This window comes from Actinoallomurus sp. NPDC050550 (assembly GCF_040655075.1).
Classification (GTDB): Bacteria; Actinomycetota; Actinomycetes; order Streptosporangiales; family Streptosporangiaceae; genus Actinoallomurus.
Genome location: NZ_JBFAJC010000046.1, coordinates 1 through 26407, shown reverse-complemented (window position 1 = coordinate 26407; position 26407 = coordinate 1). Strand labels below are relative to the sequence as shown.

Below are 26407 nucleotides of genomic sequence, written 5' to 3'. Positions count from 1 at the left end.
ATCGACGGCGTCTTTTGTCTCATCAGCCCGCTATCGTGCCTGCGAGCGGGACAAGATTGATCATGATGGAAGCGGACCGCCTGCGGGGAAGCGGCATGCCCGACGGGCTCACCCCGGCCAATGGGAATCTGGAGGCATCGGTGCCGTTGCTCCGTGAGCCCCGCCTGTCAGACCTGCGTCGGCTGATGGCGGAAGAGCCGGGCGACCCGGAGGTGGTCGAGGAGGCCCGGCGACGCAAGGAGTCCGCACTGCTGGACTTCGGAGTCGGACAGAGCGTGGTGGCGTCCTGGCTGTACGCGAAGTGCCATCACCACATTCCCACCGTCGCGATCCCCACCGCCGCGGTGGTGGCCACCGGCGACGGCAGCTGCGCTCTGCTCTACAACCCGTACTTCTTCCTGGAGCTGGGCTACGACGGGGTCAAGTTCGTGCTGTTCCACGAGGCCCGGCATCTGATGCACCGGCACCTCCATGTGGACGAGGATCTGCGTACCGACCCGACGTTCACGCTGGCCGCCGAAGTCGCCATCAACCACGTCGCCCTGCGCCGGTTGCAACGGGACGACCTGCCCACGATTCCGGCACGCGCCCGGTCCGGTGGCCGGGACGCCGATCCGGCCGGCGGCGGTGGAGCCGGCGCCGGGCCGCGAGAGCCGGTCGGCGTCGACCCGGAGCTGGTCTACCAGGCGTACCGGGAGGACCTGCGGCGGCAAGGGCTGTCCCCGCTGCCGTACGACGAGTTCAGTTACACCGACCTCACGGTGTACGGCGAGCTGCGCCGGATGAAGACGCTCCACGAGCCCGGGCCGACGTACTGCATCCGCCTGGAGGGTGACCCGGGCGATGGCGCCGGCGGCTCCGGCGACGAGACCGACGGGGACGACGGCGACGGCGGCCATGAGCGGAACGGTGACCGGAGCAGCGGCCTCGGGCGGGGAGGCGGCCGGGCCGGTCGGTGGGGTGTCCCGATGGACGCCGAGACCGTGGAGCACGTGGGCGACGAGGTCCTGCGCGAGGTGATGCAGGCCGCGCTGCGCGGTAATCCTGCGGCGCGCGGCGAGTTGCTCGACCTGGCCGACCGCACCGCCGACGGCGGGGAGCGACTGGACCGGCTGTGGGGCGGCCTGGGCCTGGACAAGCTGCGCGGCACCACTCCGAAGACCCGCCGGATCGACTGGTGGCAGCAGTGGTTGACCGACGTGCTCACCTCGAAACTGGACGAGAGCGACCGGCTGATCTACCCGAAGAAGCACGGCGCGATCATGCTGGCGCTGGGCCACGACCCGATGCTGACCCGGCGCGGACCGGAGCGGCTGAAGGTCGTGCTCATCGCGTTCGACACGTCGGGCTCGATGCCCGACTCCGTGGTCGAGTGGCTGACCACCCTGGTCGGGCGGACCGACGGAGTGGAGAGCCACTGGCTCAGCTTCGACGGCGTCGTGGTGCCGTTCGTCCCCGGGGAACGGGTGTCGGGCGGAGGCGGTACCGATTTCCAGAACGTCGTCGACTACGCCGAGGGGCGGCTCGCGGTGAACGGCAAGCGGTTCGAGGCCGAACCCGACGCGATCATCATGGTGACCGACGGGTACGCGCCCCACGTCACCCCCGCCGATCCCGACCGGTGGATCTGGCTCATCACCGACAACGGCGATGACTGGCCGGAACGCCATCATCGCCCGATGGCCTGCCATCGGGTCACATCCGGACGATGACCGAGGAGAACGCCGTAGTGCCCGATCGGAAGACCACCGCCACCTACCCGGACGCGCCCGGCCCCACGGCGAAGCTCGAGAAGTTCATCGACGCGATGATCGCCACCGGCCAGACCGGGCAGATCTTCGGCGAGCACGGCATCGGTAAGACGTCCACGTTCGTGTCGTACGTCCCGAAGCGGTTCCCCGGCACCACCCTGGTGGTCCTGCCCGCGGCCAACCTCGCCCCGGACGACCTGCTGGTCAACGCCCCGGTACGCGACGATCGCAGTGGAGAGCTGGTGCTCCGCCAGCTCATCATGCGGCAGCTCGTCCCGGGCAAGCCGTTCGTCCTGCTCATCGACGACGCGCTGCAGGCCGGCAACACCGTGCAGTCGCAGCTCATGCAGCTCGCCTGCAACTGGACCCTTGGCGAGTACGACCTGCGCGAGCTGGGCTGTGTCGGGGTGTTCCTCACCGACAACGAGTCGCTGGCCGAGACCAGCGTACGCCGCTCCGACCTGGCGATTCTCGACCGGATGGTCACCCTCCGGCTGACGGCGAACGACACCGCGTGGCGACAGGCTCTGGCCGAGCGGTATCCCGACTGGGATCTGCGCGAGGTGTTCCGGCAGTGGGCGGCGCTCAGCCCCCACCTGCGTCATCTGTTCTCGCCCCGCACTCTGCAGCACGTCCTCGACTGCGCCCGCGCCGGGTTCCCGCTGGCCTGGGGACTGCCGTTGCTGAACGGCCACCGGCTGGCGCTGACCGAGGAGAGGACGGACGGTAAGCCGGGCCGGGACCGCACCGCAGAAGTGCTCGACGGCATCGCCGCGGCGGTCGGTGCGCGCAACCCGGCCACCGTGGCCGACCCGGTCCGTCGCATCCTCCGGGCCGCGATGACCCACCGCTGGGCGGTCCTGCTGCAAGGTCCGCCCGGTTGCGGCAAGACGGAGATCACCAAGCAGATCGCCCGGGAGGAGACCGGTCGGGAACCGGTCTACTTCTCGCTGCCGGTGACCAACGTCGAGGACCTGTGCGTGCCGGTGCCCACCCGGGACGGGTCGCTGGACGCCATGCTCGCCCGGTCGCTGCTCGACCCGAAGCCCAAGGTGCTGGTCTGGGACGAGTACAACCGGCCGAAGGACAAGGCGACCTTCGCCAAGCTGATGGAGATCACCCAGGAGTGGACGCTCGCCGGACGCCCGATCCCGAACCTGCGGGCGCAGGTGGCGTTGCAGAACCCGCCGTACCACCTGGGTCGCAAGCTGCTCGTGGCGAGCAACAACGTGGCCCAGGCCAGCCGGTTCACCATCAGCTACGAGGTGCTCCCAGAGGACATCCCGGCCAACGAGTGGCTGATATCGACGTACGGCGAGACGGCTGAGACGGTCCTGGAGTGGTGGAAGAACGACATCGACGACGAGGGCCGGGACTGGATCACCAAGCGCACCCTGGAGCGGCTGATCAAGCTGCATCAGGCGGACATGCCGTTGCAGTCGGGCCTGATCTACCTCGGCGACGGCGAGTACGCCCCGGTGCCGTTGTCCGGGCTGGAGGCCCGCCTGGCCGACCGACCCCAGATCGGCCTGGCGGAGCTCGCCGGCAACTGCCCGAGCTGGGTGGCCCGGCTGTCGAGCGCGGCCGAGACGACCGAGGAGGGCACCGACGACACCGACCTGGTCCACCAGGTGTTCTCCAACGCCGAGGTGTCCCAGCTGGAGAAGCATCTCGACGTCGTGGCCCGGCTGCTCCCCTACCTGCCGCCGAAGCTGCGGGCCACCTACCTGGTCGGGCAGACCCCGGAACGGCAGCGCTTCTGGATGGCCGCGCTGGCCCGGATGGGCGAACTGTCCGCGCTCGGCTGAGTCAGTTCGCCTGGGCCGTCAACGTCGACGCCGCCTCCGGCGCACCGGAGGCGGAATCCTCGTCCTCGTCCTCGTCCTCGTCGTCCTCCCACTCCTCGTCGTCGTAGTCCCCCCAGTCGTCCTCATCGATGTCGGAGTCCTCGAACGGGCGGATCATCGGGACGGACACGGTGGACTGCTCGTGATTCACCATCCATGAGTTACGGAAGAAGTCGAACGTCAGGTGATAGCAGTCGGCGGACTCGGCGAACAGGATCGGCGGGACGAGGAAGTGCGCCACGTCGACGGTGGCCGCAGTGGTGATGAAGATCTCGGCCGACGGAAAGACTGGACCGCCCTGGCAGGCGGCGAAGTTCACCGGCGTCAGCGACTCCTTGCCGAGAACGTGGATGCGGTTGCCCTCGACGACGAACATGTCCGGATCAAGAACTACGTCCTCGCCGAGCATCAGAATCGGCGCCGGCATGATGTCCGCCTTCGCGGAGTCCTGCGCGCGCGTGTAGTGCTCGATGACGTCGGCGTTGCGCGTGGTGTCGAGATTAGGGCCGATCATGCCTCCGCTGCAGATCCCACAAGCACAGTCGGGCAGCTCGCGGGTGTTGGGCTTCTCCGGCTCGGGGAACAGCATGGACTTGTCGAACGGCACGACCGGCGACTCGCCGCGCTCGTCCTTGAGGACGCGCTTGTCCTCGAGGAAGGCCGGGATCCAGTCCGTGCCGTCGGCCTCGATCACCTCTGAGTCGCACAGGGAACGGAACGCGGCGTCGCCGACCTTGCAGTTGAAATAGTCGAGCAGCGTGATCGCGGCGCACTCGGCCGGCGAGAGTTCGTCGCTCTTGGCGAACCAGAAGTCATAGCCGTTCGCGACGAACTGCACGCCGCGGAACCGCTTGTGGACGAAAGGCTCGCGGGTGGCACCGGCAGCGAGGCCGTTCCAGTGGGCCTCGGCGACCTGGTTGTAGTAGGCGTCGGCGTGGCGGGCGAGCTCGGGAGCGAAGACGCTCTCGCCGGTCAGATAGCACGCCTTGCTGAACAGCGCGCCGATCTCGGGATCGTGCGTGACGTCCGGATCGGTGAAGACGAGTTCGGTCCGCAGGAATACCTTGCGGCCATCGCGGTACGGCGCGCCCTCGTGCTCGTACCGCTGGTCGAAGACCACACAGGTGAAGGGCTCGATCTCCGCGAGCGCGCCGCCCTCGATGAGGTCGAGGGCGGGCGCGCCCGACCCGCCGGTGAGGTAGAGCAGGACCGTGTAGCGGGAGACGTGCCGGCGCGCGGCGTCGTAGTACGGCGTGTCGCGGTGGCGGTGGAAGTTGGCGTCGCCCGGCTCGAAGCGGTTGCAGCGGAACACGGGGTTCACGTGCGAGAAGCCGTCGAGCAAGGACTGCGGCATCGCCTTGGCCACCGCCGCGGTGAGCGCCTCGGCGAGCAGCGCCGAATGGAAGATGAAGCGGTCGCCGCCGCGTGAGGCGGCGTTGAGCGGCGGGACGTAGAGGTCGAGCGAGTCGAGGTGCTCAAGGCGGGCGCGGGCGGCGGCCGGGAGCCGCAGTGAGAACGAGTACGCGTCCTTCGCGAACTCCGCGCGCTCGGTGAGCTCGATGAGCTCCAGGTCCGGCCCGGCGTCCGCGAACAGGCGGTCGAGCGGAAGGATGTTCTCGAACGTGCGGAACGACAGCTCGTGCGGATCGACGAAGACGGCGGCCAGGTACGGCGCGGTCTCACTGGGCCGGGCGAACAGGTCGCGCACGCCGGCGTCGATGCGCTCGGCGTCGACGAAGCGCACCGCCTTGAACCGTGCCGTCGGGTGCCAGCAGATCGCCAGCCCGTCAAGCGTCGCGGTGGGCTCGGTGTCGGTCGCGTCCACCTCGGCGCGGTACCGGGCGACCTCTTCGGCGGGGGCCCGGCCGGTCGACAGAGCGAAGAACCGATCGCGGAGCTCGATGCTCATGCACTCCTCCAGTAGCTGCGCAGCGCGGGCGGGAGTCCGGGGGCGGACGCGAGCATCTTCGCGCCGGCGTCTCCGACGTCGGCGCGGTACAGCAGCAGCCGCCTGAGCGAGCCGATGAACGGCGCCTCGAGCAGGGCCGGCGTCGCCGATGCGGGAGTACCGCAGGTCGAGCGCCTCGAGCCGCCCCATCACGGTCGAGGCGGCGCCGGACGCCTCCAGGCGGAAGTACGTCGAGACGGCGAGGGCCTCGGCGCCGAGCGCGCCGAGGCGAAAGTAGGAGAGATCGAGTTCGGCGAGCCGGCCGATGTTGAGCGTCGCGAGGGCGCCGGTGTCGAGGTCCGGAGACGGGGTCGGCTCAGGTTCCTCGTCGAAGTCCTCGTCCCAGTACTCCTCTTGCTCATCGGCGGCCGGTGCGATCCGCAGCGCGGTCACGAAGGGGGCCCGTATGACCTGCTCGATCAGCACGGGTGCGCTGTCGGACCATTCGACGGCGACCTTCGTGGCGAATCCGTGCCGGCGCGCCAGGACGGTCGCCCCCGGCGGCAGCGCCGCGTCCCAGCTCTGCTGGTGCTCCTTCACGAGCGTGTCCATCTCGTGTTCCAGGGCATCGCGATCGGTGGGGCGGGCCTGCGCGTGGCGCTGCGCAAGCTTGATCAGCTCGCCGCGGGCGTCGCCCTGTTCGAGGAACCGGTCCGCATAGACACGCCACGAGACGAGATCGTCAGGGTGATCGCGCAGCGTCTGTTCGAGAGCTGCAGCCTTCATCGGGGGATGGTAACACCAGATGATCATCCACTGGCCGGACCGTCATCGCGCTCAGATGACCGGGTCGGCGCCGGTCCAGATCGTCTCGAAGGCGTACGTGAGGCACTGTGCCAGGGAGGCGTGCTCGATCACGATGTTGGTGGTGGAGCCGGACCCCGCCACCGGGTCGCGCAGCGACATCACCACCCGGACGCCGTCCACGATCCACATGCGCATGGGCAGGTGGGCGGCCACCCGCGCCTCCTCTCCCGCGGCGGTGTAGCGCCGGATGTCGGCGAGGAGAGCCGGATCGTCGAGGGCGGCGCGTTCGTAGACGCACCGGACGCGTCCGCCTGATCGCGTCAGTCGCCGGATCGTGGCGGCGCCGGCGGTGTTGTCGTCGAGCAGATACGGGAGTTTGGCGACCGCGAGGATCTCCTGTCGCGCGTCGGCCTGGATCTCCCCGATTCGTTCGCCCAGCACCTCACGGCCGCGCAGCACCTCGACGTAGTCCAGAGGGTCGCTCTCCTGCCTGCCACGGGACCAGACGGGCGCCAGCGACTCGACGAGCAGTGCCGTGGCCTGCTCCAGACGATCGATCTCCGCCCGCCGGGCGGCCATGAGACGTTCGACGGCCGAGGCCGGCTCGACCGCGGTATAGCGGGTGGTGCCTCCCGGCAGCACCCGGACCAGTCCGCGCTCGGTCAGCGCCGCCAGCACGTCGTAGATGCGCTGGCGGGGCACTCCCGATTCGCGCGCGAGTTGCGCCGCCGTGTAGCGGTCTCGGGCGAGAAGCGCGAGATAGGCACGCGCTTCATATCCGGTCAGCCCCAAGTCGATGAATTGCTGGGACAGATCTCCCATCTCCGCCACGCCTCCCACGCTACCGGGCGTGTCCGCGCCACCCCGTTCAGTCCCAAAAAGTCCGGAACCGGACACTATGGGTCAAAAGAAAGTAAAGGAACATTGACCGCCTTATATCCGGATCCTACGTTGCGCGCAACACCACTAGCCGTGGTGTCAACGGCCGGAGAACGGTCGACCCCGCCGTATCCGGCCTCCCGCCAGAAAGGGAGCAAGGATGTCACCCCCATCCACCCGCGCTCGTCTGCGGCGCCTCGGCCTCGCCCTCATGGCCGCACTCGCCCTGCCCGCCGCCCTGCTCACCACCACCACACCGGCGCACGCCGCAACGGCCCCCTCCGCCGCCCGGCCCGCCGCCGCCGCACCGCACCTGTCCGCGCCGGTCAAGCGGGCGTGTGCGACTCCGACCCGTCACGGCCAGATGGCCTGCCTGTCGCTCGTACGCACCGACGTGACCGCGCGCCGGGGGATCCAGCCGAACCTCGCGCCCTCCGGGCTCGGCGCCTCCGACCTGCAGAGCGCGTACGCCCTGCCGTCCTCATCCGCCGGATCGGGCCAGACCGTCGCCATCGTCGACGCCTACGACGATCCCAACGCCGAGTCCGACCTGGCCACCTACCGTTCCCAGTACGGTCTGTCCGCCTGCACGACCGCGAACGGCTGCTTCAAGAAGGTCAACGAGACCGGCGGCAGCACCCCGCCCACCGCCGACTCCGGCTGGGGCGAAGAGGAGTCCCTCGACCTCGACATGGTCTCCGCGGCCTGCCCGAACTGCCACATCCTGCTCGTCGAAGCCACCCAGCCGTCCACCGACGACCTTGGCACGGCGGTCAACACCGCGGTCTCGCTGGGCGCCAAGTACGTGTCGAACAGCTACGGCGGCTCGGAGGACTCCAGCGACACGACCACCGACTCCACGTACTTCAACCACCCGGGTGTCGCGATCACCGTGTCCTCCGGTGACAGCGGGTACGGGGTCGAGTATCCGGCGGCGTCGCAGTACGTCACCGCGGTCGGCGGGACCTCGCTGTCCAAGGCCTCGAACTCCCGCGGCTGGAGCGAGTCGGCCTGGTCCGGTGCGGGATCCGGCTGCTCCTCCTACGACCCGAAGCCGTCCTGGCAGAAGGACTCGGGCTGCTCCAAGCGGTCGGTGGCCGACGTCTCCGCCGTCGCCGACCCGAACACCGGCCTCGCGGTCTACGACACCTACGGGACGGGCGGATGGCTGGTCGTCGGCGGCACCAGCGCGTCGTCGCCGCTCATCGCCGGCGTGTACGCCCTGGCGGGCCCGCCCGCGTCCGGGGCCTACCCGGCGTCCTACCCGTACGCTCACACCGGCTCGCTCAACGACGTCACCTCCGGCAGCAACGGGTCGTGCAGCCCCTCGTACCTGTGCACGGCCGGTTCCGGCTACGACGGCCCGACCGGGCTCGGTACCCCGAACGGGGTGACGGCGTTCGGCAGCGGCTCCAGCGGCGGTAACACCGTCACGGTGACCAACCCGGGCAGCCAGACCAGCACGGTCGGCACGGCGGTCAGCCTGCAGATCAACGCGACGGACTCCGCCTCGGGTCAGACGCTGACCTACAGCGCGACGGGCCTGCCCGCCGGGCTGTCGATCAACTCCTCCACCGGCCTGATCTCCGGCACGCCCACCACCGCGGGCACCTCGAACGTCACCGTCAGCGTCAAGGACTCCACGGGAGCCTCCGGGTCGGCGCCGTTCACGTGGACCGTGAACTCGGTCGGCGGCGGCTGCTCCTCGCCGGGTAACAAGGTGAGCAACGGTGGCTTCGAGTCCGGCACCACGCCGTGGACGACGACCTCCGGCGTCGTCTCCTCCAACGGCAACGGCGAGACCGCCCACTCCGGCACCTACTTCGCCTGGCTGGACGGATACGGCACCACCCACACCGACAGCGCCACCCAATCCGTCACCATCCCGTCCGGATGCAAGGCCTCGCTCAGCTTCTACCTGCACATCGACACCGCCGAATCCGGCAGCACCGTCTACGACAAACTGACCGTCAAGATCGGCAGCACCACCCTGGCGACGTACAGCAACGCCAACGCCGCCAGCGGATACGTGAACAAGACCTTCGACGTGTCGTCCTTCGCCGGACAGACGGTGACGCTATCGTTCAGCGGCACCGAGGACTCGGCACTGCAAACGAGCTTCGTGATCGACGACGTCGCCATCAACGCATCCTGACCGTGATCCATCGGGGCCCCGCGCGTCCAACGCGCGGGGCCCTCTCCATCTGCCGCGGTGACCGGACCGGCCGCGCGGTCACAGGGCGACGAAGGTGAGGCCGCGCTGCTTCAGCGCGGGGATGACCGTCCGGAGCGCGCGGATGGTCTCAGACCGGTCGCCGCCGCCGTCGTGGCAGAGCAGGATGTCGCCCGCCTGCGCGCGCAGCAGCTGGTCCGTGATCCTCATGGTGCCGGGGCGGGCCCAGTCACGCGGGTCGACCTGCCAGTCGATGCAGATCATCGAGTGTTCGGCGGCGATGTCGATGATCTGCTGCGACCATGCGCCGCCCGGAGAGCGGAAGAACTTGGGTGCCACACCGGTGGTCTGCGCGATCCTGTCGTGCGCGCCGCCGATCTCCTCCCGGATCCGGGACGCCGAGAGCCTGGGCAGGTTCAACGGGTGCGTCACCGTGTGGTCGGACACCTGGTGCCCACTCGCGACGAGCCGCTGGACCAACCGCGGTTCTTCGGTGACCTGCGTCCCGATGAGCGAGAACGTCGCCGGAACTTCGAACTCGGCCAGCAGATCCAGCATCTTCGGGGTCCACACCGGATGCGGGCCGTCGTCGATGGTCAACGCCACCGCGTTCGGCGGCGCCGCCGGTTGGAGGTCGTGCAGGTTGTGGATCGGGCGGCGCAGCGCCTGCAGTGGCCGTCCGTGCGCGTAGCCGGGATCGGGCCGAGCGGTGTGGGCCGCCTTGCGTACGTGTCGCGACGGCGTCGTCGTCGCGTCGGTGCCGCGGAGGAATTCGGGCACCACCCCGGCCGCCAAGCCGACACCGGCAGCACCGATCGACAGCAACGCCTGACGCCGGTCCAGCTTCCGCATCTCATCCCCAACCGTCGATATGACCGTGATCCGTCAGCTACGACTCCCCGGCCCGTCGAGATGTTCGGAACGTGCGGAACGTATGGCGTACGGTAACGGACGGTTCGACCGCACGCTGAGCACCGAGGTGAGCGGATGAGCACGCTCGCTTCGATCGAGTGCCCGCTTACGGGCCGGGAGTGATCCAGTGGTCGGCGAGGTCGGCGACCCAACGGGTGGCCGCGTCCGGTGTCGCCGGCGGTGCCGCGACGACGACCAGTTCGGTCACGCCGATCTCGGCCAGGCCGCGCAGCAGGTCGGGGCTGCCGTCGCTCAGCGCGACGGCGATGGTCAGCTCCGCCGGCGAGCGGCCCTGACGCGCACATTCCGCCACGAGAGCGGTGACGCGCTCCTCGACGGCGGCGGCCGGGAGGTTGAACCCGTACCAGCCGTCGCCGAGCGCGGCGACCCGGCGTAGTGCCGCATCGCTGTTCCCACCCACCACGACCCGCATCCGCCGGCCGTACGCCGGCTTGGGATTGACCCGGACCGCGTCGAAGCGAACGAACTCCCCGTCGAACGAGGCCACGTCGTTCGACCACAGGGTGCGCATCGCGGCGACGTACTCCACCGTGCGCCGGCCACGGTCGGCGAAGGGGACGCCGAGCGCGGCGAACTCCTCGGCCGACCAGCCGACACCGACTCCGAGCGTGAGCCTCCCGCCGGAGAGCACGTCCAGCGTCGCGGCCTACTTGGCCACCACGACCGGGTTGTGCTCGGGCAGCAGCAGCACGCCCGTGGCCAGCCCGATCGTGGTGGTCACGGCCGCCGCGAAACTCAGGGTGAGGAACGGGTCCAGCCAGTCCGCGTCGGCGGGGACGGCGATCCGTCCGTCGGCGGAGTAGGGGTAGCGGGACGCCGGGGCGTCGACCAGTACCACGTGCTCACCCGACCACAACCTCGCGAAGCCGTGAGCCTCGGCGGCCTCCGCCACCGCCCGTACGATCTCCGGACGGGCGCCGTCCCCGATGCCCAGCGCGTGCAACCCCACCTGCATGTCCGAGACGGTGGCCGACCGCCGGGCGAAACTCAAGGACCCGGCGGTCGGCGCGCCCCATCCGGCGGGGTCGGCTCATCGGCTCGCAGCGTCGAGCGCGCCGAGGCCGCCGGCCTGGGTGCGCCAGTCGAACACGTTGGGGCTGCCGCCCGCCCAGCGCTGGCCGAGCTGGTTGAGCGCGTCGCGGTCGTGGGCCCAGATCGAGTCCGCCTGCCGCTGGGCGAAGGACCGGTACGCGGGCGCTCCGGTGGCCGCCGCGAGGTCGGCGAGGAAGCGGCTGAAGATGCCCTTGAACTGCTTCTGGTTGTCATCACACGTGCTCTGGCCGACGTCGCACGACTCGGTCAGTATCCCGTCGCGCGTGAGACCCGTGATCGCCGCGTCCCCGAGCCGTCGTGCCGCGTCGAGCAGTGTGGCGTCGCCGGTGGCGCGCCACGCCTCGACCAGGCCTCCGATGGCGAGGCCCTGGTTGTACGTCCAGACCGTCTGGCCGTTGTTGCGGCAGTCCTGGGTGAGGCCATCGTTGACCAGGTTCGCGGAGTTGATCAAGCCGCTGTTCAGGTACCAGGTCGCGGCCGTTCGGGTGCGCTGCAGCCAGACCGTGTCGCCCGGGGTCCGACGGTGGATCGACGCGGCGAGCCGCAGGTACAGGCCGCTCGTCACCGCGTTCTTGTACGTGCGCTCGCGGTCCCACCACACTCCGCCGCCGCAGGTGCTCGGGTCCCAGTACTGCTGCACGTAGTCCGCGATCGTGGTGGCCATCTTCAGGTACCGCTGGTCGCCGGTGTGGTCGTAGGCCGCGACCCACGCGAGGCCCCACCAGGCGCTGTCGTCGATGGCGCGGCTGATGAAGTTCCCCTCGATCGGGTCGGAGCTGCGCTGCCCGGCCGGGAACGCGCCCTTGTTCTGGTCGAACGTGCGGGCGATGACCCAGTCGTACTGGCGGTCGCCGTGGTCGATGAGCGCGGTGAGCGTGGCCGCCGAGTTCCACCAGCTGCTGGGCCACCAGCCGGTGTAGGGGTCGTAGGAGTACATCAGCGCGTCGGCGGCCGCCGACGCTCGGGACGGTGCGGGCCGGGCCCATGCGGTGCAGCTGCCGTTCTGCCCGGTCACCGCCCGGCCGCAGGCCCGGACGGCTCCTCCGTAGATGCGGCCACGCGGGTCGCGGGTGGCGACCATCGTCGTACGGGTGGCGGTCGCGCCGCCCGGGACCGAGACGCGGCCGAGCGAGGAGCCGTCGGGCCACGTGGCGCCGCCGTCCCACGAGCGGTCGAGCCACACCTCGTCGCCCGCGGCACCCGCCTCGATGCCGGCCCACGCCATCCCGTTCTGGTCGGCGTGCAGGCGGATCACGCGGCCGGAGAGCGTGGTCGCCGGGACGGGCTCGGTGTCGCCGTTCGCCTGGCCGGCGTCGGTACCGTCGCACCGGACGTCGCAGACCGTCGGGTAGACCCAGTCCGTGCACGTGACCGCGTTGGCGTCACCGCAGGCCCGGATGAGGCCGCGGCGGTGGTTCCGCGGGTCGGAGATGTTGTACATGAGCGTCCGCGTACCGGTCCACGTGCTCGGGATGCTCGCCTTGCCGAGCAGGCCGTCCCACGTGTGTCCGCCGTCCCAGGACCGGTCGAGCCACACGGCGTCGCCGGTGGTGCCGTTGTCGATGCTGCCCCACGCCATGCCGTCCGCGTCGGAGACGTGGAGCACGAGCTTGCGGCCGTTGATGTTCTTTTCCGGAACGGGGAACGTCTCCTGCCCGGCCTTCGACGGGTCGAGCGTGTCGCAGGACAGGAAGCACACCGCCGCCTGGGGTGCGGTGTCCGCCGATGCGACGCCTGTTCTCGGCGCGACACCGAGCAGGACGAGTCCGGCGATGGCGGCGGCAGCGGTACGGGCGGGGAGGATACGTCGCTGTACTCGCATGGGGGAGCTCCAGTTGGAGAGGGGACCTCGATGCCGTGGGGGTGCTGCGGGACGAGCGGGTGGCGAGGCCCGCCGGATCGGCGGGCCTCGCCGGGGGGTGAGTCGCCTAGCTCAGGGTGAACTTCTGCGCCGGGGAGCCGTTGCAGTCGTAGATCTGCAGCCGCGTACCGTTCGCGGTCGCCCCGCTCGGCGAATCCAGGCAACGCCCGGACTGCGGATTGCGCAACGAACCGTCGGACTGCTGCTGCCAGACCTGAGCACCCCCACCATTGCAGTCCCACAACTGCACCTGCGTACCGTTCGCCGTGCCATTGCCGGTGACGTCCAGGCAGCGGCCGAGAGTGCGCAGGGCGCCGTTGGACAGGTGTACCCAGTGCTGGTCCACGGCGTAGGACTGACAGTCCCAGAGATTGACCGCGGCGCTGTTGACGCCCGTGTCATCACCGAGAACGTCGACGCATTTCCCGCCGGGGCCGAGGGTCACGCCACCGCCGTTGACCGCGAATTTCTGCGCCGGGGATCCGTTGCAGTCATAGATCTGCAGCCGCGTACCGTTCGCGGTCGCCCCGCTCGGCGAATCCAGGCAACGCCCGGACTGCGGATTGCGCAACGAACCGTCGGACTGCTGCTGCCAGACCTGAGCACCCCCACCGTTGCAGTCCCACAACTGCACCTGCGTGCCATTCGCCGTACCGTTGCCGGTGACGTCCAGGCAGCGGCCGAGAGTGCGCAGCGAGTCGTCGGCGAAGTGTTCCCAGTGCTGGTCCTCGGCATAGGGCTGGCAGTCCCAGAGGTTGACGGCGGCGTTGTTGACGCCGGTGTCATCGCCGATGACGTCGACGCATTTGCCGCCCGGACCGGTGATCGTGTCCTGCGGGCCGTTCGGCACGTTGGTCTGCCCGGAGTAGCCGACCGAGACGATATCGGCCTGCACGGCGTTGTCGGCGGCGTCGGTCGGGTAGCCGGACGTCATCACGCCTTCGAAGAAGGTGCCCATGTTCCAGTTGCTGTTGTCCCCGCCCGTACCCAGGATGATCGAGCCCTCCTGGTGCATCGGGATGTAGCCGCCGCGGTTCGGCAGCGCGCCGTTCCACCACGTCGACAGGCCGCCGGTCTGCGCGTTGCCGCCTTTGAGGGCGTAGGTGGTCTGGCCGTTGTTCTTCAGCAGCGCCGTGACGTAGGTGCTGTTGTTGCCCTGGTTCGCGGTGTTGGAGCCGTTGGCGCCCTGGAACATGCCGTTCTCCAGGTCCGCCTCCACCCATGGTCCCGAGCCCGTACACGGCGTGAAATAGCAGGTGGTCGCGATGCTCACGGCGTCCATGTGGCCGTTGCCGGTATCGGACGGGACCGCCTCGGCGTTGCCGTAGTCGAAGCAGCACGCGGATCCGACGTGCGTGCCGCTCGCGACCATGTACATGCCCTCGGGCTGCCCGTTCTGTGCGACGCCGGACCCGACGGCGTGCCGGTAACCGTGCTGCGGGGAGATCCAGACGCCGTACGCCTTGTGCCCGCCGGCGGTGACGGCGATCTCGCTCGCGTCCGCAGGGTAGTCGGCGCCGGTGCCGGCCGTGCCCGACGGGGACGGCGTCAGATCGTTGTGCCGGGACGACTGGTCGTAGATCTTCGTGATGCCGCACGTCGTGCCGTTGCAGAACGCGTCGTGGTCGGCCGCGTCGGCGTAGCCGCCCGCCGAGAGCACGCCCACGTCATGAGTGGCGTGGTCGGACGCACGGGTCAACTGGTAAAGAGGCCCCGCGTACGCGCCGAACAGGGCTCGTACGGTGCTGTGCGCGGCGACGCAGGGCGTACCCGCGGCGCCGTAGATGTCGCACGGCAGAGAGTCGGCGGCCTGCGCCGTACCGGTCAGGCCGAGAAGGCCGAGGATGAGGGCCGCGATCGCGCCGATGACGGACGCCGCGCGCCGGATGGGCCGGACCCTGGCGGTGGGTGCGTACGGCTCATCCTCGAGCGGCGCTGTCGGTGGTGCGGCCCGGCGGGCGGCGGCAGTCACGCGTAGGGCGGGGCGATGTCTGCGCATGGCGATGGCTCCAGGGGCGGAGGAACGCTGAATCGTCTGCGGTGGCCGGCGCGCGCAGACGTGATGGCGGGTTGACATCGCGATGTTGAAATGACAGTAAACAGTCTTATCGGTTAGCGTCAATACGCTCGCGAACTTGTTGGAATCGGCGAGCTGCGGTGTTCGTTTTAGTTGGTTTCGGCGTTGGTGAAACGCTGTCGCCCCAGCACCGCGAGCAGTTGCAGCTTCTCGTGGCCCTCGGTGTTCGGAGCGGCGGTGAGCACGAGCAGCGCCTGCGACTGGTCCTCGGTGAACAGCACCTGGCAGTCCACCTCGATCGCGCCGAGTTCGGGGTGGATGAGCGTCTTGTGGTCCTCGTAGCGCTTCGCCACCTCGTGCCGCTCCCACAACTCGGCGAACTCCGCGCTCGCCTTCTGCAGCGCCCGTACGAGCTCGCCCGCGCGCGACTGCGGGCCCATCGGCCCGTAGGCGGCCCGGAGGTTCGCGACCTGGGCGCGGCTCTGCCGGTCGCGGTCGTCCTCGGGATAGCGCAACCGCTCGGAAGGGTCGGTGAACCACCGGTAGATCCCGCTGCGGGCGAGGCCCGTGTGGCCCGACTCGTCGCCGAACAGTGCCGCGGCCATCCGGTTCTGCACGAGCGTCTCGCCCAGGTCGGACAGGATGAGCGCCGGGGTGTCCTCGAGGCGGTCCAGCACTCGCAGCAGCGCGGGGGCGACATGCGGCGTGGTCGACACCGACGTCGGGATGCCCCGCCCGGCCACCCGGAACAGGTAGGAGCGCTCGTCGTCCGTCAGCCGGAGCGCCCGGGCCAGCGACGCGAGCATCTGCTCGCTCGGCTGCGGGCCGCGCTGCTGCTCGAGCCGCGTGTAATAGTCGGTCGACATCACGGCGAGGGCCGCGACCTCCTCACGCCTCAGCCCCGGGGCGCGGCGGCGCGCGCCCGGAGGCAGCCCGACGTCCTCGGGCCGCAGCGCCTCCCGGCGGCGGCGCAGGAAGTCCGCAAGTGATGCACGATCCATATGCCCATTATCGGCCGGTGCCCCGAGCGAGCCAGGGATCGCCGATCCCCCGACAACGGGTCTCTGCACCTCGTCGCGGGCGAGCGTTCAGACTCGAAGCATGAACATCTCCGGAAACACCGTCTTCATCCCCGGCGCCACCAGCGGCATCGGGCTCGCCCTTGCCCTGGAGCTACAGGCCAGGGGGAACACCGTCATCGTCGGCGGCCGGCGCGTCGAGTTGCTCGAGCGGATCGCCGCGGAGCACCCCGGCATCGACACGGTGCGGATCGACACGGCGGATGCCGCGAGCATCGACTCCGCCGCGAAAGAGGTGCTGGCGAGACATCCGGACCTCAACGTCCTGGTCACGATGGCCGGCATCATGCAGATCGAGGACTGGCACCGGCCCGAGTCGTTCCTGGCCTCCGCCGAGTCCGTCGTGACCACCAACGTGCTCGGCCCGATCCGGCTCATCGCCGCATTCATCGAGCACCTGCGGACGCGGCCGGACGCCACGATCATGACCGTCTCCTCGGGCCTCGCGTTCGCGCCGCTCAAGGTGACCCCGAGCTACAACGCCTCGAAGGCCGCGATCCACATGCTCAGTGAGTCGCTACGGCTGCAGCTCGCCGACACGACGGTGAAGATCGTGGAGCTCGAGCCGCCCGCCGTCCGCACCTCACTGCTGCCCGGCCAGGAGGAGAGCGAGTTCGCGATGCCGCTCGACGAGTTCGTGGCAGAGGTCATCGCGCTGATCGAGACCCAGCCCGACGCGAAGGAGATCCAGGTCGAACGGGTGAAGTTCCTGCGCTACGGCGAGGCGCGCGGCGACTACGACCAGGTCGTCGAGACGCTCAACGCCTCCGACCCCCACGGCGAATAGCCGAACCCGCACCGCCGACGCCCGACGTTCACCTCGTCGTTCCATCGCCCTCGCCGACCGTTGGCGATGGGACGGTAAAAAGACTGGTTCCGTTCACTCCAGACACACCGAGGCACCGAGACGGCAGTGAGAGTCAGCCGCATATTCGATCGTTCCGTCACCATCCTCTCCTGCTCGGGGCTGCTCGTCTTCGCCGGGCTGGCGGCGCGCACCGCCGACCATTACGCGCGCGGCGCCGTGATGTCCACCGCCCGCATCGCGCACCTGTCCAGCGCGGAGACCGCCGACATCCTGACGAAGGCGAAGATCGCTTCGCCGGTCCAGACCGGCGTCGACGCCTATCGCGTGCTCTACCGGACGGTCAACACGCGGGGCAATTCGACGCCCGCGAGCGGGCTCCTCGTCCTGCCCGCCGGCAGCACACACCGGCTGCGGCTGGTCGCGTACGAGCACGGCAGGCTGACGACCCGGCGAAACGCCCCGTCCGTGGACGCCACGCAGCCGGACCGCGCGCGGGCGATCATGTTCGCGAGTGCCGGCTACGCCGTGGTGGCGCCCGACTACCTGGGCCTCGGCAAGGGCGTCGGCCGTCATGCGTACGAGCATGTGTCCTCCGAGCTCAACGCGTCGGTGGACCTGCTGCGCGCGGCGCGTACGGTCGTGGGCCGGCAGCATCGTGAGTTCGATCCGAAGGTGCTCGTCACCGGCTTCGCGCAGGGCGGGCCGGCCGCGATGGCGCTGGGCGAGAAGCTGCAGGACGGTAAGGTGCAGCACTTCGGGCCGGCCGCGGTGGCACCGGTTAGCGGGCCGTTCGATCTGGAGCACGTCCAGGTGCCGGCCGAGCTCGACGGGCGGCTCTCCCCGCGCCCGGCGGTCCTCGACCTCGCCTACTGGCTGGTGTCGACGCGCCGGGTCTACCACCTGTACCGGCGGCCGGCCGAGGCGTTCCAGGAGCCGTACGCCTCTTCGGTGACGCGGCTGTTCGACGGCCATCACGACGAGGCGACGATCACCGCGTCCCTGCCGTCGACCCCGGAGCGGCTGCTGACGCCGGCCTTCGCCGACCGGCTCCGGCATCCGGACGGAGGCCTGCTGCGCGCGATGCAGTCGAGCGATGACACCTGCGCGTGGAAACCCCGGGTGCCGGTACGGATCTACGCGGCGACCGGCGACCGGCGCGTGCCCATCGCCAACGCCCGGGCCTGTCAGGCGACGTCGGGAAGCGGTCTCGTCGACCTCGGGGCGCGGATCGACCACGACGGCTCCGCCCGGCTCGCGCTGCCGCAGATCCTCGCCTGGTTCCGGCAGCTCGCTCCGCCGAGCTGAGCCGGTCTCCCGACGGTCGCCGTGGGCCGGCGGTTCGCCGCAGGATGAAACCTTTACCAGAGCCTCCACATGCGCACCGTGCCGTCGGCGCTTCCCGCCACCACGGCCGGGACGCCGTCGACGGTGTCGGTCATCACCCAGATCACCGAGCGCGTTGGCCCGGTGAGCGGGGGGACGATCTCTCGCCGGGCCGCCAGGTCCCACACGTGCACGGTGTCGCCCTCTCCGGTGAGCACCACGACACGTCCGTTCACGTTCGCCGTGGCCATCGCGGTGACCGCGCTGGGCCGGTCCGGGAACGCGGGACCCTTCGCCTGCCAGGTGACGAGATCCGACACCCGCATGGTCCGGTCGGCGTCGGCCGAGACGACGACGAGCCTGCCGTTCAGCGGGGCGGCGGCCACCGAGGTCAGCGCTGCGGTGTGGCCCATGAAGCCCATGCCGATCTCCGCGCCTGAGGCGATGTGCCAGGCACGGACCATCTTGCCCGCACAGCCCGCCACGACGACGGGTTCACCGTTCAGCATGGTGGTGGTGACCGACGTGACCGGGCTCTTGTGGCCGAGGATCGGCGGCCCGATCTGCCGGCCGGTGGCCATGTCCCAGCGGCGCACGGACCAGTCCGCGCTTCCGGAGACGACCACCGAGCGACCGCCCACGGTCGCGGTGGCCAGGGAGGTGATCGTGTCCGTGTCGCCGGTGAAGGGGGCGCCGACCTCACGGCCCGCGGCGAGGTCCCACACCCTGATCGTGTGGTCGGCGCCGCCCGAGACGACGACCGGCCCGGCGTTCAGCGTGCCGACCGCGAGCGCGGTGACCTTGCCCTTGTGGCCGGTGAGCGGCGCGCCGATCTGCCGGCCGGTCGACCGGTCGAACACACGCAGGTCTCCGTCCTGTCCGCCGGCGACGAGAACCGGCTTGCCGTTCAGGGTCGACTCCGCGACGGCGGAAACGGATCCGGCCGCACCGACGCTCAGCGGCCGTCCCAGCGGAGCGCCGACGGCGGGAACGTCCCTCGGGTGTCCGGGACTCGGCGCGGTCCGGGTGTGCTGAGCCGTGTCCATCGCCCGCTCGGACGGCCACAGGACGAAGAGGAGCCCGGCCGCGATCGCCAGTACGGCGCCGGACGCCGCGATGCCCAACGGAAGTGCCCGGCGCCGCGGTCGCCGGATCCACGCCTCCTCGCCCGGTACGGGTCTGCCGAGGTCGGGCAGGCCGGCGGACGCGGGGCGATCCGGCGTGGTCGCAGCGGGCGCGGGACGATCCGTCGCGGCCCCAGCAGGCGCGGGGCGCTCCGTCGCGGTCGCGGCGGGTGCGGGGCGCTCCGTCGCGGTCGCGGCGGGTGCGGAGCGGTCCGTCGCGACCTCGCCGGCGGGCCCGGTGCGGGCGGGCGCCGCCGCCACGGGCCGCTGGGGCCGTACGGCCCCGGTCGGCGGTGCGACGCCGTCACGTGCCGGCCGATCGTCGGTCGCCCCGATGCGGGCGGAGGTGGCCCGTCCCATCAGCGCGGATTCCAGTTCGGCGGCACTCGGCCGCTGGTCGGGGTACTTGTCCAGGCAGGCGGAAAGCAGCGGCACGAGCTGGTCGGGCACGCCGGACAGAACCGGCTCGGCGTTGGTGATACGCCAGAGCATCCCGGGCACGTGGTAGTCCCCGAACGCCGGTCGCCCGGTGACGGCGAACACCATGGTCCCCGCCCAGGCGAACACGTCGGAGGCAGGACCCGCATCCTGACCGGCGAGCCGCTCCGGCGCCACGTAGGCGGGCGTGCCGAGGACGACGCCGGAGCCCGTTACCGAGGCCCCGAGAGCGCGGGCAAGGCCGAAATCGACCACGCGGGGACCATCGCCGGCGAGCAGCACATTGTGCGGCTTGAAATCACCGTGCACGACGTCCGCCCGGTGGATCGCGGCCAGGCCGGCCGCGGTGCCGGACGCGAGACGGATGATCGCGTCGATGTCCCGGGGACCGTCCCGGCCTACCACCGTGTGCAACGACTCCCCGGGTACGTACTCGCTCACGATGTAGGGGAGGTCGAGGTCGAGTCCCACGTCGAGGACGCGAACGGTGCGGGATTCGGTCACCCGGCGCGCGATGCTCATCTCCTCGACGAACCGCCGCCGCGCCGCGTTGTCCCCGACCAGCCGGCGATGCAGGACCTTCACCGCGACGGTCCGCCCGGACGGGTTCGTGCCGCGGTAGACGGCTCCGTGGCCGCCCCCGCCGAGGTAGCCCGTGAGCCGGTACGAGCCCATCCGTTTAGGCTCGTCCTCCCGGAGTGGGCGCGGATCCGGCATGACGCTCCCTCACACGGTCGCGCACCACTCACCGCGGTGCGGCACCTTATGGACATTTGACCGTACGTAAGGAAGGTCGGGAAGGGTTCAGTCGTGGGTTGACGATTTGGATCCGATCCGCCGCATCATGAAGCGGATGAGATATTCGGTGGGCACGGCGATGCCGTGTGCCGGGCTGCTCGTAGCGGTGATCCACATTCCAGAGGCATCGACTCGCTGCGACGGTTCCAGCAACCTTGGCCCCATTCGCGGCCTATAGGCCGATAGCCTGCACATGTGCAGAAAGCGGTGTCCGGGAGCGACCACGATGGCTGACGCCGATGACGTCCGCCGGTTGGCGCTCGCGCTACCTCACGTGGTCGAGATCGACAGCGACGGCTTCGATTTCCGGGTCGCCGACAAAGGGTTCGTCTGGTCGTACCCCGAGCGCAGACCGGGGAAGCCGCGTGTCATCCGGACCGACATCGCCGTACTGTACGTCGGCGACGAGGCGGAGAAGCAGGCGTTGCTGCTCGGTGAGCCGGAACGCTTCTTCACCACGCCCGGCTACGGCGGGATGCCTCTGGTCATGCTGTGGCTGGAGAAAGTGGACCTTGACCGTCTGGAAGAGCTCGTCACCGACGCCTGGCGCATGCGTGCGCCGGATACGCTCGTCGGCGACCTTGACGCCGCGGCCGATTAGCCCAGCCCAGGTCCAGGCTGAATCGACGATCGTCAGGTGCACACCTGCAATGGGTTCAGCACAGTGGCAACCTCAGCGCGAGCACCGCTCAGCCCGGCGGCGAACACGTGCAAGCGGAGCCAGCCCGCGCAGTAATACGCGCCGCCGGCGATCGCATCGAAGCCCACACTGAATCGCCGGGACTGGCCCCGCCACTCCTGGATGCCGATGTAGTGCTGGTCGGTCAGGGTCAAACCGAAGCCGCCGTGGTCGACCCACCCGTTCTCGCGCGCTCCCCAGACCGAGCCGAACATGCCGATGGACGCATAGCCATAGCCCGCCAGCAGGGTGAAAACATCGCACCCGGCATTGAAGATCCACTCGACGTTGAGTGTCACTCGTCCCGAGACACCGACCTGGAACCAGCACCCGGCTCCCATGATCTGTTCCTGCTCCCCGTCCACTGCGACGACGACCCGTGGGTGCAGCACCCGAGGTGTGGTCGTACTGATCGCCTCCGGAGTACGCCAATGCTGCAGCTCTCGCGGATCCCAGGTGTGACCCCACTGGTTGTACGGCCCGTTACTGGTCACGCAGCTGTTCGCCCGCGGCACGACGGCAAGAGGTACGCCCTCGATCAGGGTCTCCGACGACGGTGGGCTGAGCGCTGCGGCGCCGGCGATCGACTTTTCGATCTGCTCCCGTGCGGAGGCGCCGGATTCCGCGGAGATGAGTTGGCCGGTCAGATCGACCGCGAGCTTGGCGCGGTCCCGCAGCCGCTCGAGCTTGGACGTATCGGCCGCCGCGATGTCCGCACACCGATCGCCGATGGCCTCGCCCAGTGTCTCGGCCATCTCGGGACCCCAGAGTTTCGTCGGGTCCAGCATGGGCTCCCAGATGTTGTCCACGCAGCACTCCTTGGCATGCCGATGCCGATCACGACGCATCGTCACACATCGCCCGAGACCATGTCAGTCGCAGATTCAGCCGAAAACTGGCCGGTTCAGGCCGCCCGCCAAGAGCAGGGAGAGAGCTCAGTGCTCGACGGCGTGCGCCAGCGCGTCCAGCGTCCGTTCCATCGTCCATCGATTGCGAACTGAGCGCCGACCCAGGCCGGTAGTGACCACCGAGGTCACCTTGTAGAGCAAGTTGCGCTGATCGAAGGTCCGCTCGGTGACCTCGCACCCGCCGTCGCGCGGGGCGATCTCAAACTCCCACGTCGCGACCGGCCGACCAGCCGCCTTGGCGGTGAACGCGAAACGCTTTCCAGGGTCGGCCACGGTGACCGTACAGATCGTGCTCCACTTCACCCAAGGACGCCGGTTGTCCCCACGGAACGTCGATCCGACCGCGCCCGGCTCGCCACTCAGCCATTCGGCTCCAGTCGACTCAGGGCTCCACTCGCCCATTCGGGTGACGTCGACGATCAGTTCGTACACATCCTGGGGATCAGCCGGTCAGGCCTCGCGGCGTGGGCGGTGCCCCGGCCCATCCCCCGTTGGATCCTCATCGCGGCATGAGCGTGCATTCGCCCGCCGCCTTATCGCGTGGCCGCCTGCGCGAATGGGTGCAGTGGCGGTCGGTGCTGACCAACGCCAGGGTCTTGTACGGAAGAGGGGCTCCTTACGCGTCCGGGCCGTAGACGGCGGCGATGTCCTTTGAGCCGGGCCATCGGGTGTAGGTCGGCGACTGCGGCCAGCCTTCGGGTGAGTCCTGCCATTCCTCCTGCCGTCCGTACGGCAGCAGATCGATCAGTGCGAAGGTGTGAGTGAGCTGTTCGGTGCCGCGGCCGTTGGTGTGCCAGGTGCGATAGACGGTGTCGCCGTCGCGGAGGAATACGTTGACGGCGAATCCACCGCCGGGCGGTGCGCCGACGTCAGTGCCGAAGGGACTGTTCGCCGTGGAGTACCAGGTCATATTGTTCCCGACCCGCCGCTTGTACGCGAGCGCTTCGTCGATAGGGCCCTGGGTGACGATGACGAACCGGGCGTCATAGTTGTCCAGGAACTCCAACCGGGTGAACTGTGAGGTGAACCCGGTGCAGCCCGGACACTGCCATTGCTCGCCGGGAAACCACATGTGGTTGTAGACGATCAGCTGCGTTCTACCGTCGAAGACGTCCGCGAGCCGGACCGGCCCCTCCTCACCCTCCAGGGTGTAGTCGGGCATCTCGACCATCGGCAGACGGCGGCGCTGCGCGGCGATCGCGTCGAGTTCCCGGGTCGCGGCCTTCTCCCGGGCGCGCAGCGCGTCGAGCCGGCGCTGCCAGGTATCGGCGTCGACGACGGGCGGTAGCGCCTTGGTGGTCATGACTTCCTCCGAGGTGTGTTCGTGTCCCCAGCATGCGGTCTGCAGATATAGACGCCGGCCGGTCGATGAACTCATCGGTGGCTGGACCGAAGTCGTGAACGGATGCCGATCGACAATCATCCATGCTCGAACACTGGCTCGGGCAGCGGTCGGCGAGATTCCCGATCGTGGCCATGGCTCCGCTGCCTCGGTTGTCGTGGTGTGTAGTTACGCGTGGGGGTGACGGCGTTCAGGTCAGCGGTAGCGGAAACCACCGAGGAAGCGGCGGAAGACGCTGCCCGCGCGCCAGGGGCTTGCGGCTCGGCGGCGCGGTGGGTCGTTGCCGGCGCAACCGGCTGGTCCCGGTCGGGTCTGGATCTCGTCTGGGTCAGGGCAGTGAGGCGGGCAGCCCGAAAGGCGCGAAGTGGTCGGGGCCGAGGAATGAGGTCATCTCGGCGATGTGCTCGCCGCGCAGGGCGAGCACCGTGATCGACCATGCGAGGTGTGGGCCGGAGTCGTCGGTTCCGACGTAGAACGCCGCGGCTGGCTGGCCGTTTGCGCTGGTCAGGAGGTGGCGCCAGCTTGGGCAACGGGTCATGGGCACCTGCATGGCGAAGTCGGTGACCGCCTCGATGCCGTGGTACCAGTGCGGCAGCGGCGGCATCGACCAGGTGACGTCTTCGGTGAGTAGCGCGACCAAGGCGTCGGCGTCGCCCCGTTCAAGGGCGGTGGCGTACCGGGTGACGATCTCCCGCACCCGGGCGTCGCCGATCTGGCGCAGCGTCTGCTGCTGGGTATGGGCAGGGACCTTCTCCGCAACGATCTTGCGGGCTCGCGCCAGTGCGGAGTTCACCGAAGTGGTCGAGGTGTCCATCATCGAGGCGATCTCGGCGGCGGAGAAACCAAGGACCTCGAACAGCAACAGCGCGGCCCGCTGGTTGCCCGGCAGGTGCTGTAGAGCGGCGACGAAGGCGAGCTCGACGGCTTCGCGTTGCTCATAGCGCGCGTCCGGGCTGGCCGGGCCGCCGGGGAGGCCGTCATCGGGATAGGGGCCCAGCCAGGCGACGTCGGCCAGCGGAGCGTTGCCGTCGAGCACGGCGCGGTCACTGGACGGGCCGAGGTCGACAGGCAGGGCCCGCTTGCCACGGGCTTCGACGATATCCAGGCAAGTGCGGGTGGCCACGGTGTACAGCCACGTGCGCAGAGCGCCGCGCCCCTCGAAGCGCGCGAGCCCTCGCCACGCCCGCAGCAGCGCGTCCTGCAGCGCGTCGTCGGCATCGTGTGTCGAGCCGAGCACGCGGTAGCAGTGGGCGTGCAGTTCGCGGCGCAGCGGCCCCACAAGACGGCCGAACGCGGTGTCGTCCCCGGCGCGCGCCCGGGCCAGGTCGGCATCCTCGCCGCCCTCCGTTGCCGCGAACCGTCCGGAAAAAACTTCGCCCACGAGCGACGATTCTGCCTCATTGCAGGAGTCCCACCTCCGATGGAGCACGACCGCCCCTGCCAAGAAGGAGTTCTCATGACGTCGACCGGACACCGCCATGCGCCCGAGTGGTTCGATATCTCCACCCCGGACGCCCCGCGAGCGCGACGCTTCTACCAGGAGATGTTCGGCTGGCCGGTGAACGTTCTCGATGAGACCTACGCGCTCGTCGGCGACGAGGACGGCCAGCCGACGGGTGGGATCGGCCAGGCCGGTCCCGACAGTCCCTACACCGGGATCGTCGTCTATTTCCGAGTCGACGACGTCGACACTGCGCTCGCCCGTGCGGAACGGCTCGGCGGCACCCGCGTCATGGAGCCAACTGACACGCCCTTCAGCCGGATCGCCACCTTCGCCGACCCCGACGGCAACCTCATCGGACTGCTGAGCCGCTGACAACCGAGAACGCCTGGACACCCACGACGACCCTGCTGCTCAGCCAGCAGCGAAGGCCACCCCTATGAAAGGAGACCAGCCAGACGTGACCGGAACAGAACCGAAACCAGATCTCCACCGCGCAACCGGCATCTGGCCGCTGGTGCACGCCGAACGGGCAGCCCTGGCGGCAGACCTTGCGAACCTGACCGACGAGCAGTGGGCGACGCCGTCGCTGTGCACCGGGTTGACAGTGCGCGAGGTGCTCGCACACCTCACCGCCGGGGCGGGCCTTAACCCCGTGCGCTGGCTGGCGGGCGTGATCCGCTGCCGGTTCGACTTCGACAAGCAGGTGACCATGCGCCTGACCCAGCAGTTGGGCGCAACCGCCTCCGAGACGCTCGAAAGGTTCCACCGCATCATCACGAGCACCACCAAACCGCCCCTCCCCGCCGTGGCGATGCTCGGCGAATCGATCGTGCATGGGGAGGACATCCGGCGGCCGTTGGGCATCCGCCGCGACTACCCGATCCAGACGGTCACGCGGGTGGCCGAGTACTACCGGGGCTCCGATCTCGTCGTCCTAGCCAAAGGGCGGATCGCCGGCCTTCGGCTCGTCGCAACCGACGGAAACTTCACCGCCGGCTCCGGGCCACTCGTGTCCGGCACCACGCTGGCGCTGACAATGGCAATGACCGGGCGCGCCAGCTACTGCGACGAACTCGACGGCGATGGTGCCACGACCCTGCGCGAACGCTGCGAGACCGCATGACCCAGCGCACGAACGACATGAACACTCGCGTGTCATCCGCTCATCGGCTACTTGTTCACTTGAGTCACGGCTGATCCGGCAGGGTTGGTCGAGGTGCTCGGCGGGACGCTCTCTCATCGGCTGCCCACCCTG

18 protein-coding genes and 2 pseudogenes are annotated in these 26407 nt (G+C 69.6%); 8 read left to right on the top strand and 12 right to left on the bottom strand.

Annotation, left to right across the window (positions count from 1 at the left end; translation table 11 throughout):
• Positions 1–62 precede the first annotated feature (62 nt).
• Together AB0I04_RS41335 and AB0I04_RS41330 are read left to right on the top strand one after the other, a co-directional pair.
• The gene (locus AB0I04_RS41335; RefSeq protein WP_360897755.1) at positions 63–1712 is read left to right on the top strand and encodes a hypothetical protein; all 1650 of its coding nucleotides are present in this window, start codon (positions 63–65) and stop codon (positions 1710–1712) included.
• A complete protein-coding gene (locus AB0I04_RS41330; protein WP_360897753.1) occupies positions 1709–3559 on the top strand; it encodes an ATP-binding protein in 1851 nt (616 codons plus the stop codon). The genes AB0I04_RS41335 and AB0I04_RS41330 overlap by 4 nt, the downstream gene beginning before the upstream one ends.
• Position 3560: 1 nt before the next feature.
• Here AB0I04_RS41330 and AB0I04_RS41325 read toward each other — a convergent pair whose 3' ends face one another.
• Entirely contained in the window at positions 3561–6272 is a 2712-nt protein-coding gene (locus AB0I04_RS41325) for a hypothetical protein (RefSeq protein ID WP_360897751.1), read from the bottom strand.
• Positions 6273–6323: 51 nt separating this feature from the next.
• Positions 6324–7115 (bottom strand): helix-turn-helix domain-containing protein, encoded by a 792-nt coding sequence (locus tag AB0I04_RS41320; RefSeq protein WP_360897861.1) that lies wholly within the window; start codon positions 7113–7115, stop codon positions 6324–6326.
• 217 nt (positions 7116–7332) lie between these two features.
• On the opposite strand from AB0I04_RS41320, the gene AB0I04_RS41315 reads away from it, so the two are divergent.
• The gene (locus tag AB0I04_RS41315; protein WP_360897749.1) at positions 7333–9327 is read left to right on the top strand and encodes a putative Ig domain-containing protein; all 1995 of its coding nucleotides are present in this window, start codon (positions 7333–7335) and stop codon (positions 9325–9327) included.
• A gap of 78 nt (positions 9328–9405) precedes the next feature.
• Here the strand turns inward: AB0I04_RS41315 and AB0I04_RS41310 are convergent, their stop codons facing one another.
• The 5 genes and pseudogenes from AB0I04_RS41310 to AB0I04_RS41290 all read right to left on the bottom strand — a co-directional run bounded on the left by AB0I04_RS41310 (position 9406) and on the right by AB0I04_RS41290 (position 16210).
• Positions 9406–10197: a polysaccharide deacetylase family protein gene (locus AB0I04_RS41310; protein WP_360897747.1), complete on the bottom strand. Its 792-nt coding sequence runs from the start codon at positions 10195–10197 to the stop codon at positions 9406–9408.
• Positions 10198–10363: 166 nt separating this feature from the next.
• Positions 10364–11233, bottom strand: a pseudogene (locus tag AB0I04_RS41305) (LLM class F420-dependent oxidoreductase).
• Positions 11234–11308: 75 nt separating this feature from the next.
• Positions 11309–13153, bottom strand: a complete 1845-nt coding sequence (locus tag AB0I04_RS41300) for a glycoside hydrolase family 76 protein (protein ID WP_360897745.1) — start codon at positions 13151–13153, stop codon at positions 11309–11311.
• A 106-nt stretch (positions 13154–13259) separates the two neighbouring features.
• Positions 13260–15191, bottom strand: a complete 1932-nt coding sequence (locus AB0I04_RS41295) for an arabinofuranosidase catalytic domain-containing protein (RefSeq protein WP_360897743.1) — start codon at positions 15189–15191, stop codon at positions 13260–13262.
• Between the two features lie 167 nt (positions 15192–15358).
• Positions 15359–16210 carry a helix-turn-helix transcriptional regulator gene (locus tag AB0I04_RS41290; RefSeq protein ID WP_360897741.1) on the bottom strand — a complete coding sequence of 284 codons (852 nt, stop codon included), beginning with the start codon at positions 16208–16210 and terminating at the stop codon, positions 15359–15361.
• A 100-nt stretch (positions 16211–16310) separates the two neighbouring features.
• Here AB0I04_RS41290 and AB0I04_RS41285 point away from each other — a divergent pair, with 100 nt between their 5' ends.
• Both AB0I04_RS41285 and AB0I04_RS41280 read left to right on the top strand, forming a co-directional pair.
• Complete coding sequence (locus tag AB0I04_RS41285) at positions 16311–17075, top strand: SDR family NAD(P)-dependent oxidoreductase (protein WP_360897739.1); 765 nt, start codon at positions 16311–16313, stop codon at positions 17073–17075.
• Positions 17076–17201: 126 nt separating this feature from the next.
• Positions 17202–18401: a hypothetical protein gene (locus tag AB0I04_RS41280; protein WP_360897737.1), complete on the top strand. Its 1200-nt coding sequence runs from the start codon at positions 17202–17204 to the stop codon at positions 18399–18401.
• A gap of 53 nt (positions 18402–18454) precedes the next feature.
• Here AB0I04_RS41280 and AB0I04_RS41275 read toward each other — a convergent pair whose 3' ends face one another.
• A complete protein-coding gene (locus tag AB0I04_RS41275; protein ID WP_360897735.1) occupies positions 18455–20698 on the bottom strand; it encodes a protein kinase in 2244 nt (747 codons plus the stop codon).
• 274 nt (positions 20699–20972) lie between these two features.
• On the opposite strand from AB0I04_RS41275, the gene AB0I04_RS41270 reads away from it, so the two are divergent.
• The gene (locus AB0I04_RS41270; protein ID WP_360897733.1) at positions 20973–21380 is read left to right on the top strand and encodes an MmcQ/YjbR family DNA-binding protein; all 408 of its coding nucleotides are present in this window, start codon (positions 20973–20975) and stop codon (positions 21378–21380) included.
• A 32-nt stretch (positions 21381–21412) separates the two neighbouring features.
• Here AB0I04_RS41270 and AB0I04_RS41265 read toward each other — a convergent pair whose 3' ends face one another.
• The 4 genes and pseudogenes from AB0I04_RS41265 to AB0I04_RS41250 all read right to left on the bottom strand — a co-directional run bounded on the left by AB0I04_RS41265 (position 21413) and on the right by AB0I04_RS41250 (position 25089).
• A complete protein-coding gene (locus tag AB0I04_RS41265) occupies positions 21413–22267 on the bottom strand; it encodes a hypothetical protein (RefSeq protein WP_360897731.1) in 855 nt (284 codons plus the stop codon).
• Positions 22268–22393: 126 nt separating this feature from the next.
• Positions 22394–22804, bottom strand: a pseudogene (locus tag AB0I04_RS41260) (SRPBCC family protein); the annotation flags it as partial.
• Between the two features lie 178 nt (positions 22805–22982).
• Positions 22983–23669 carry a DUF899 family protein gene (locus AB0I04_RS41255; RefSeq protein ID WP_360897729.1) on the bottom strand — a complete coding sequence of 229 codons (687 nt, stop codon included), beginning with the start codon at positions 23667–23669 and terminating at the stop codon, positions 22983–22985.
• Positions 23670–24036: 367 nt separating this feature from the next.
• Positions 24037–25089, bottom strand: a complete 1053-nt coding sequence (locus AB0I04_RS41250) for a sigma-70 family RNA polymerase sigma factor (RefSeq protein ID WP_360897727.1) — start codon at positions 25087–25089, stop codon at positions 24037–24039.
• Between the two features lie 75 nt (positions 25090–25164).
• On the opposite strand from AB0I04_RS41250, the gene AB0I04_RS41245 reads away from it, so the two are divergent.
• Positions 25165–25524, top strand: coding sequence for a VOC family protein (locus AB0I04_RS41245; RefSeq protein WP_360897725.1), 360 nt, complete (start codon positions 25165–25167; stop codon positions 25522–25524).
• Between the two features lie 85 nt (positions 25525–25609).
• Positions 25610–26275: a maleylpyruvate isomerase family mycothiol-dependent enzyme gene (locus AB0I04_RS41240; RefSeq protein ID WP_360897723.1), complete on the top strand. Its 666-nt coding sequence runs from the start codon at positions 25610–25612 to the stop codon at positions 26273–26275.
• Positions 26276–26407 lie beyond the last annotated feature (132 nt).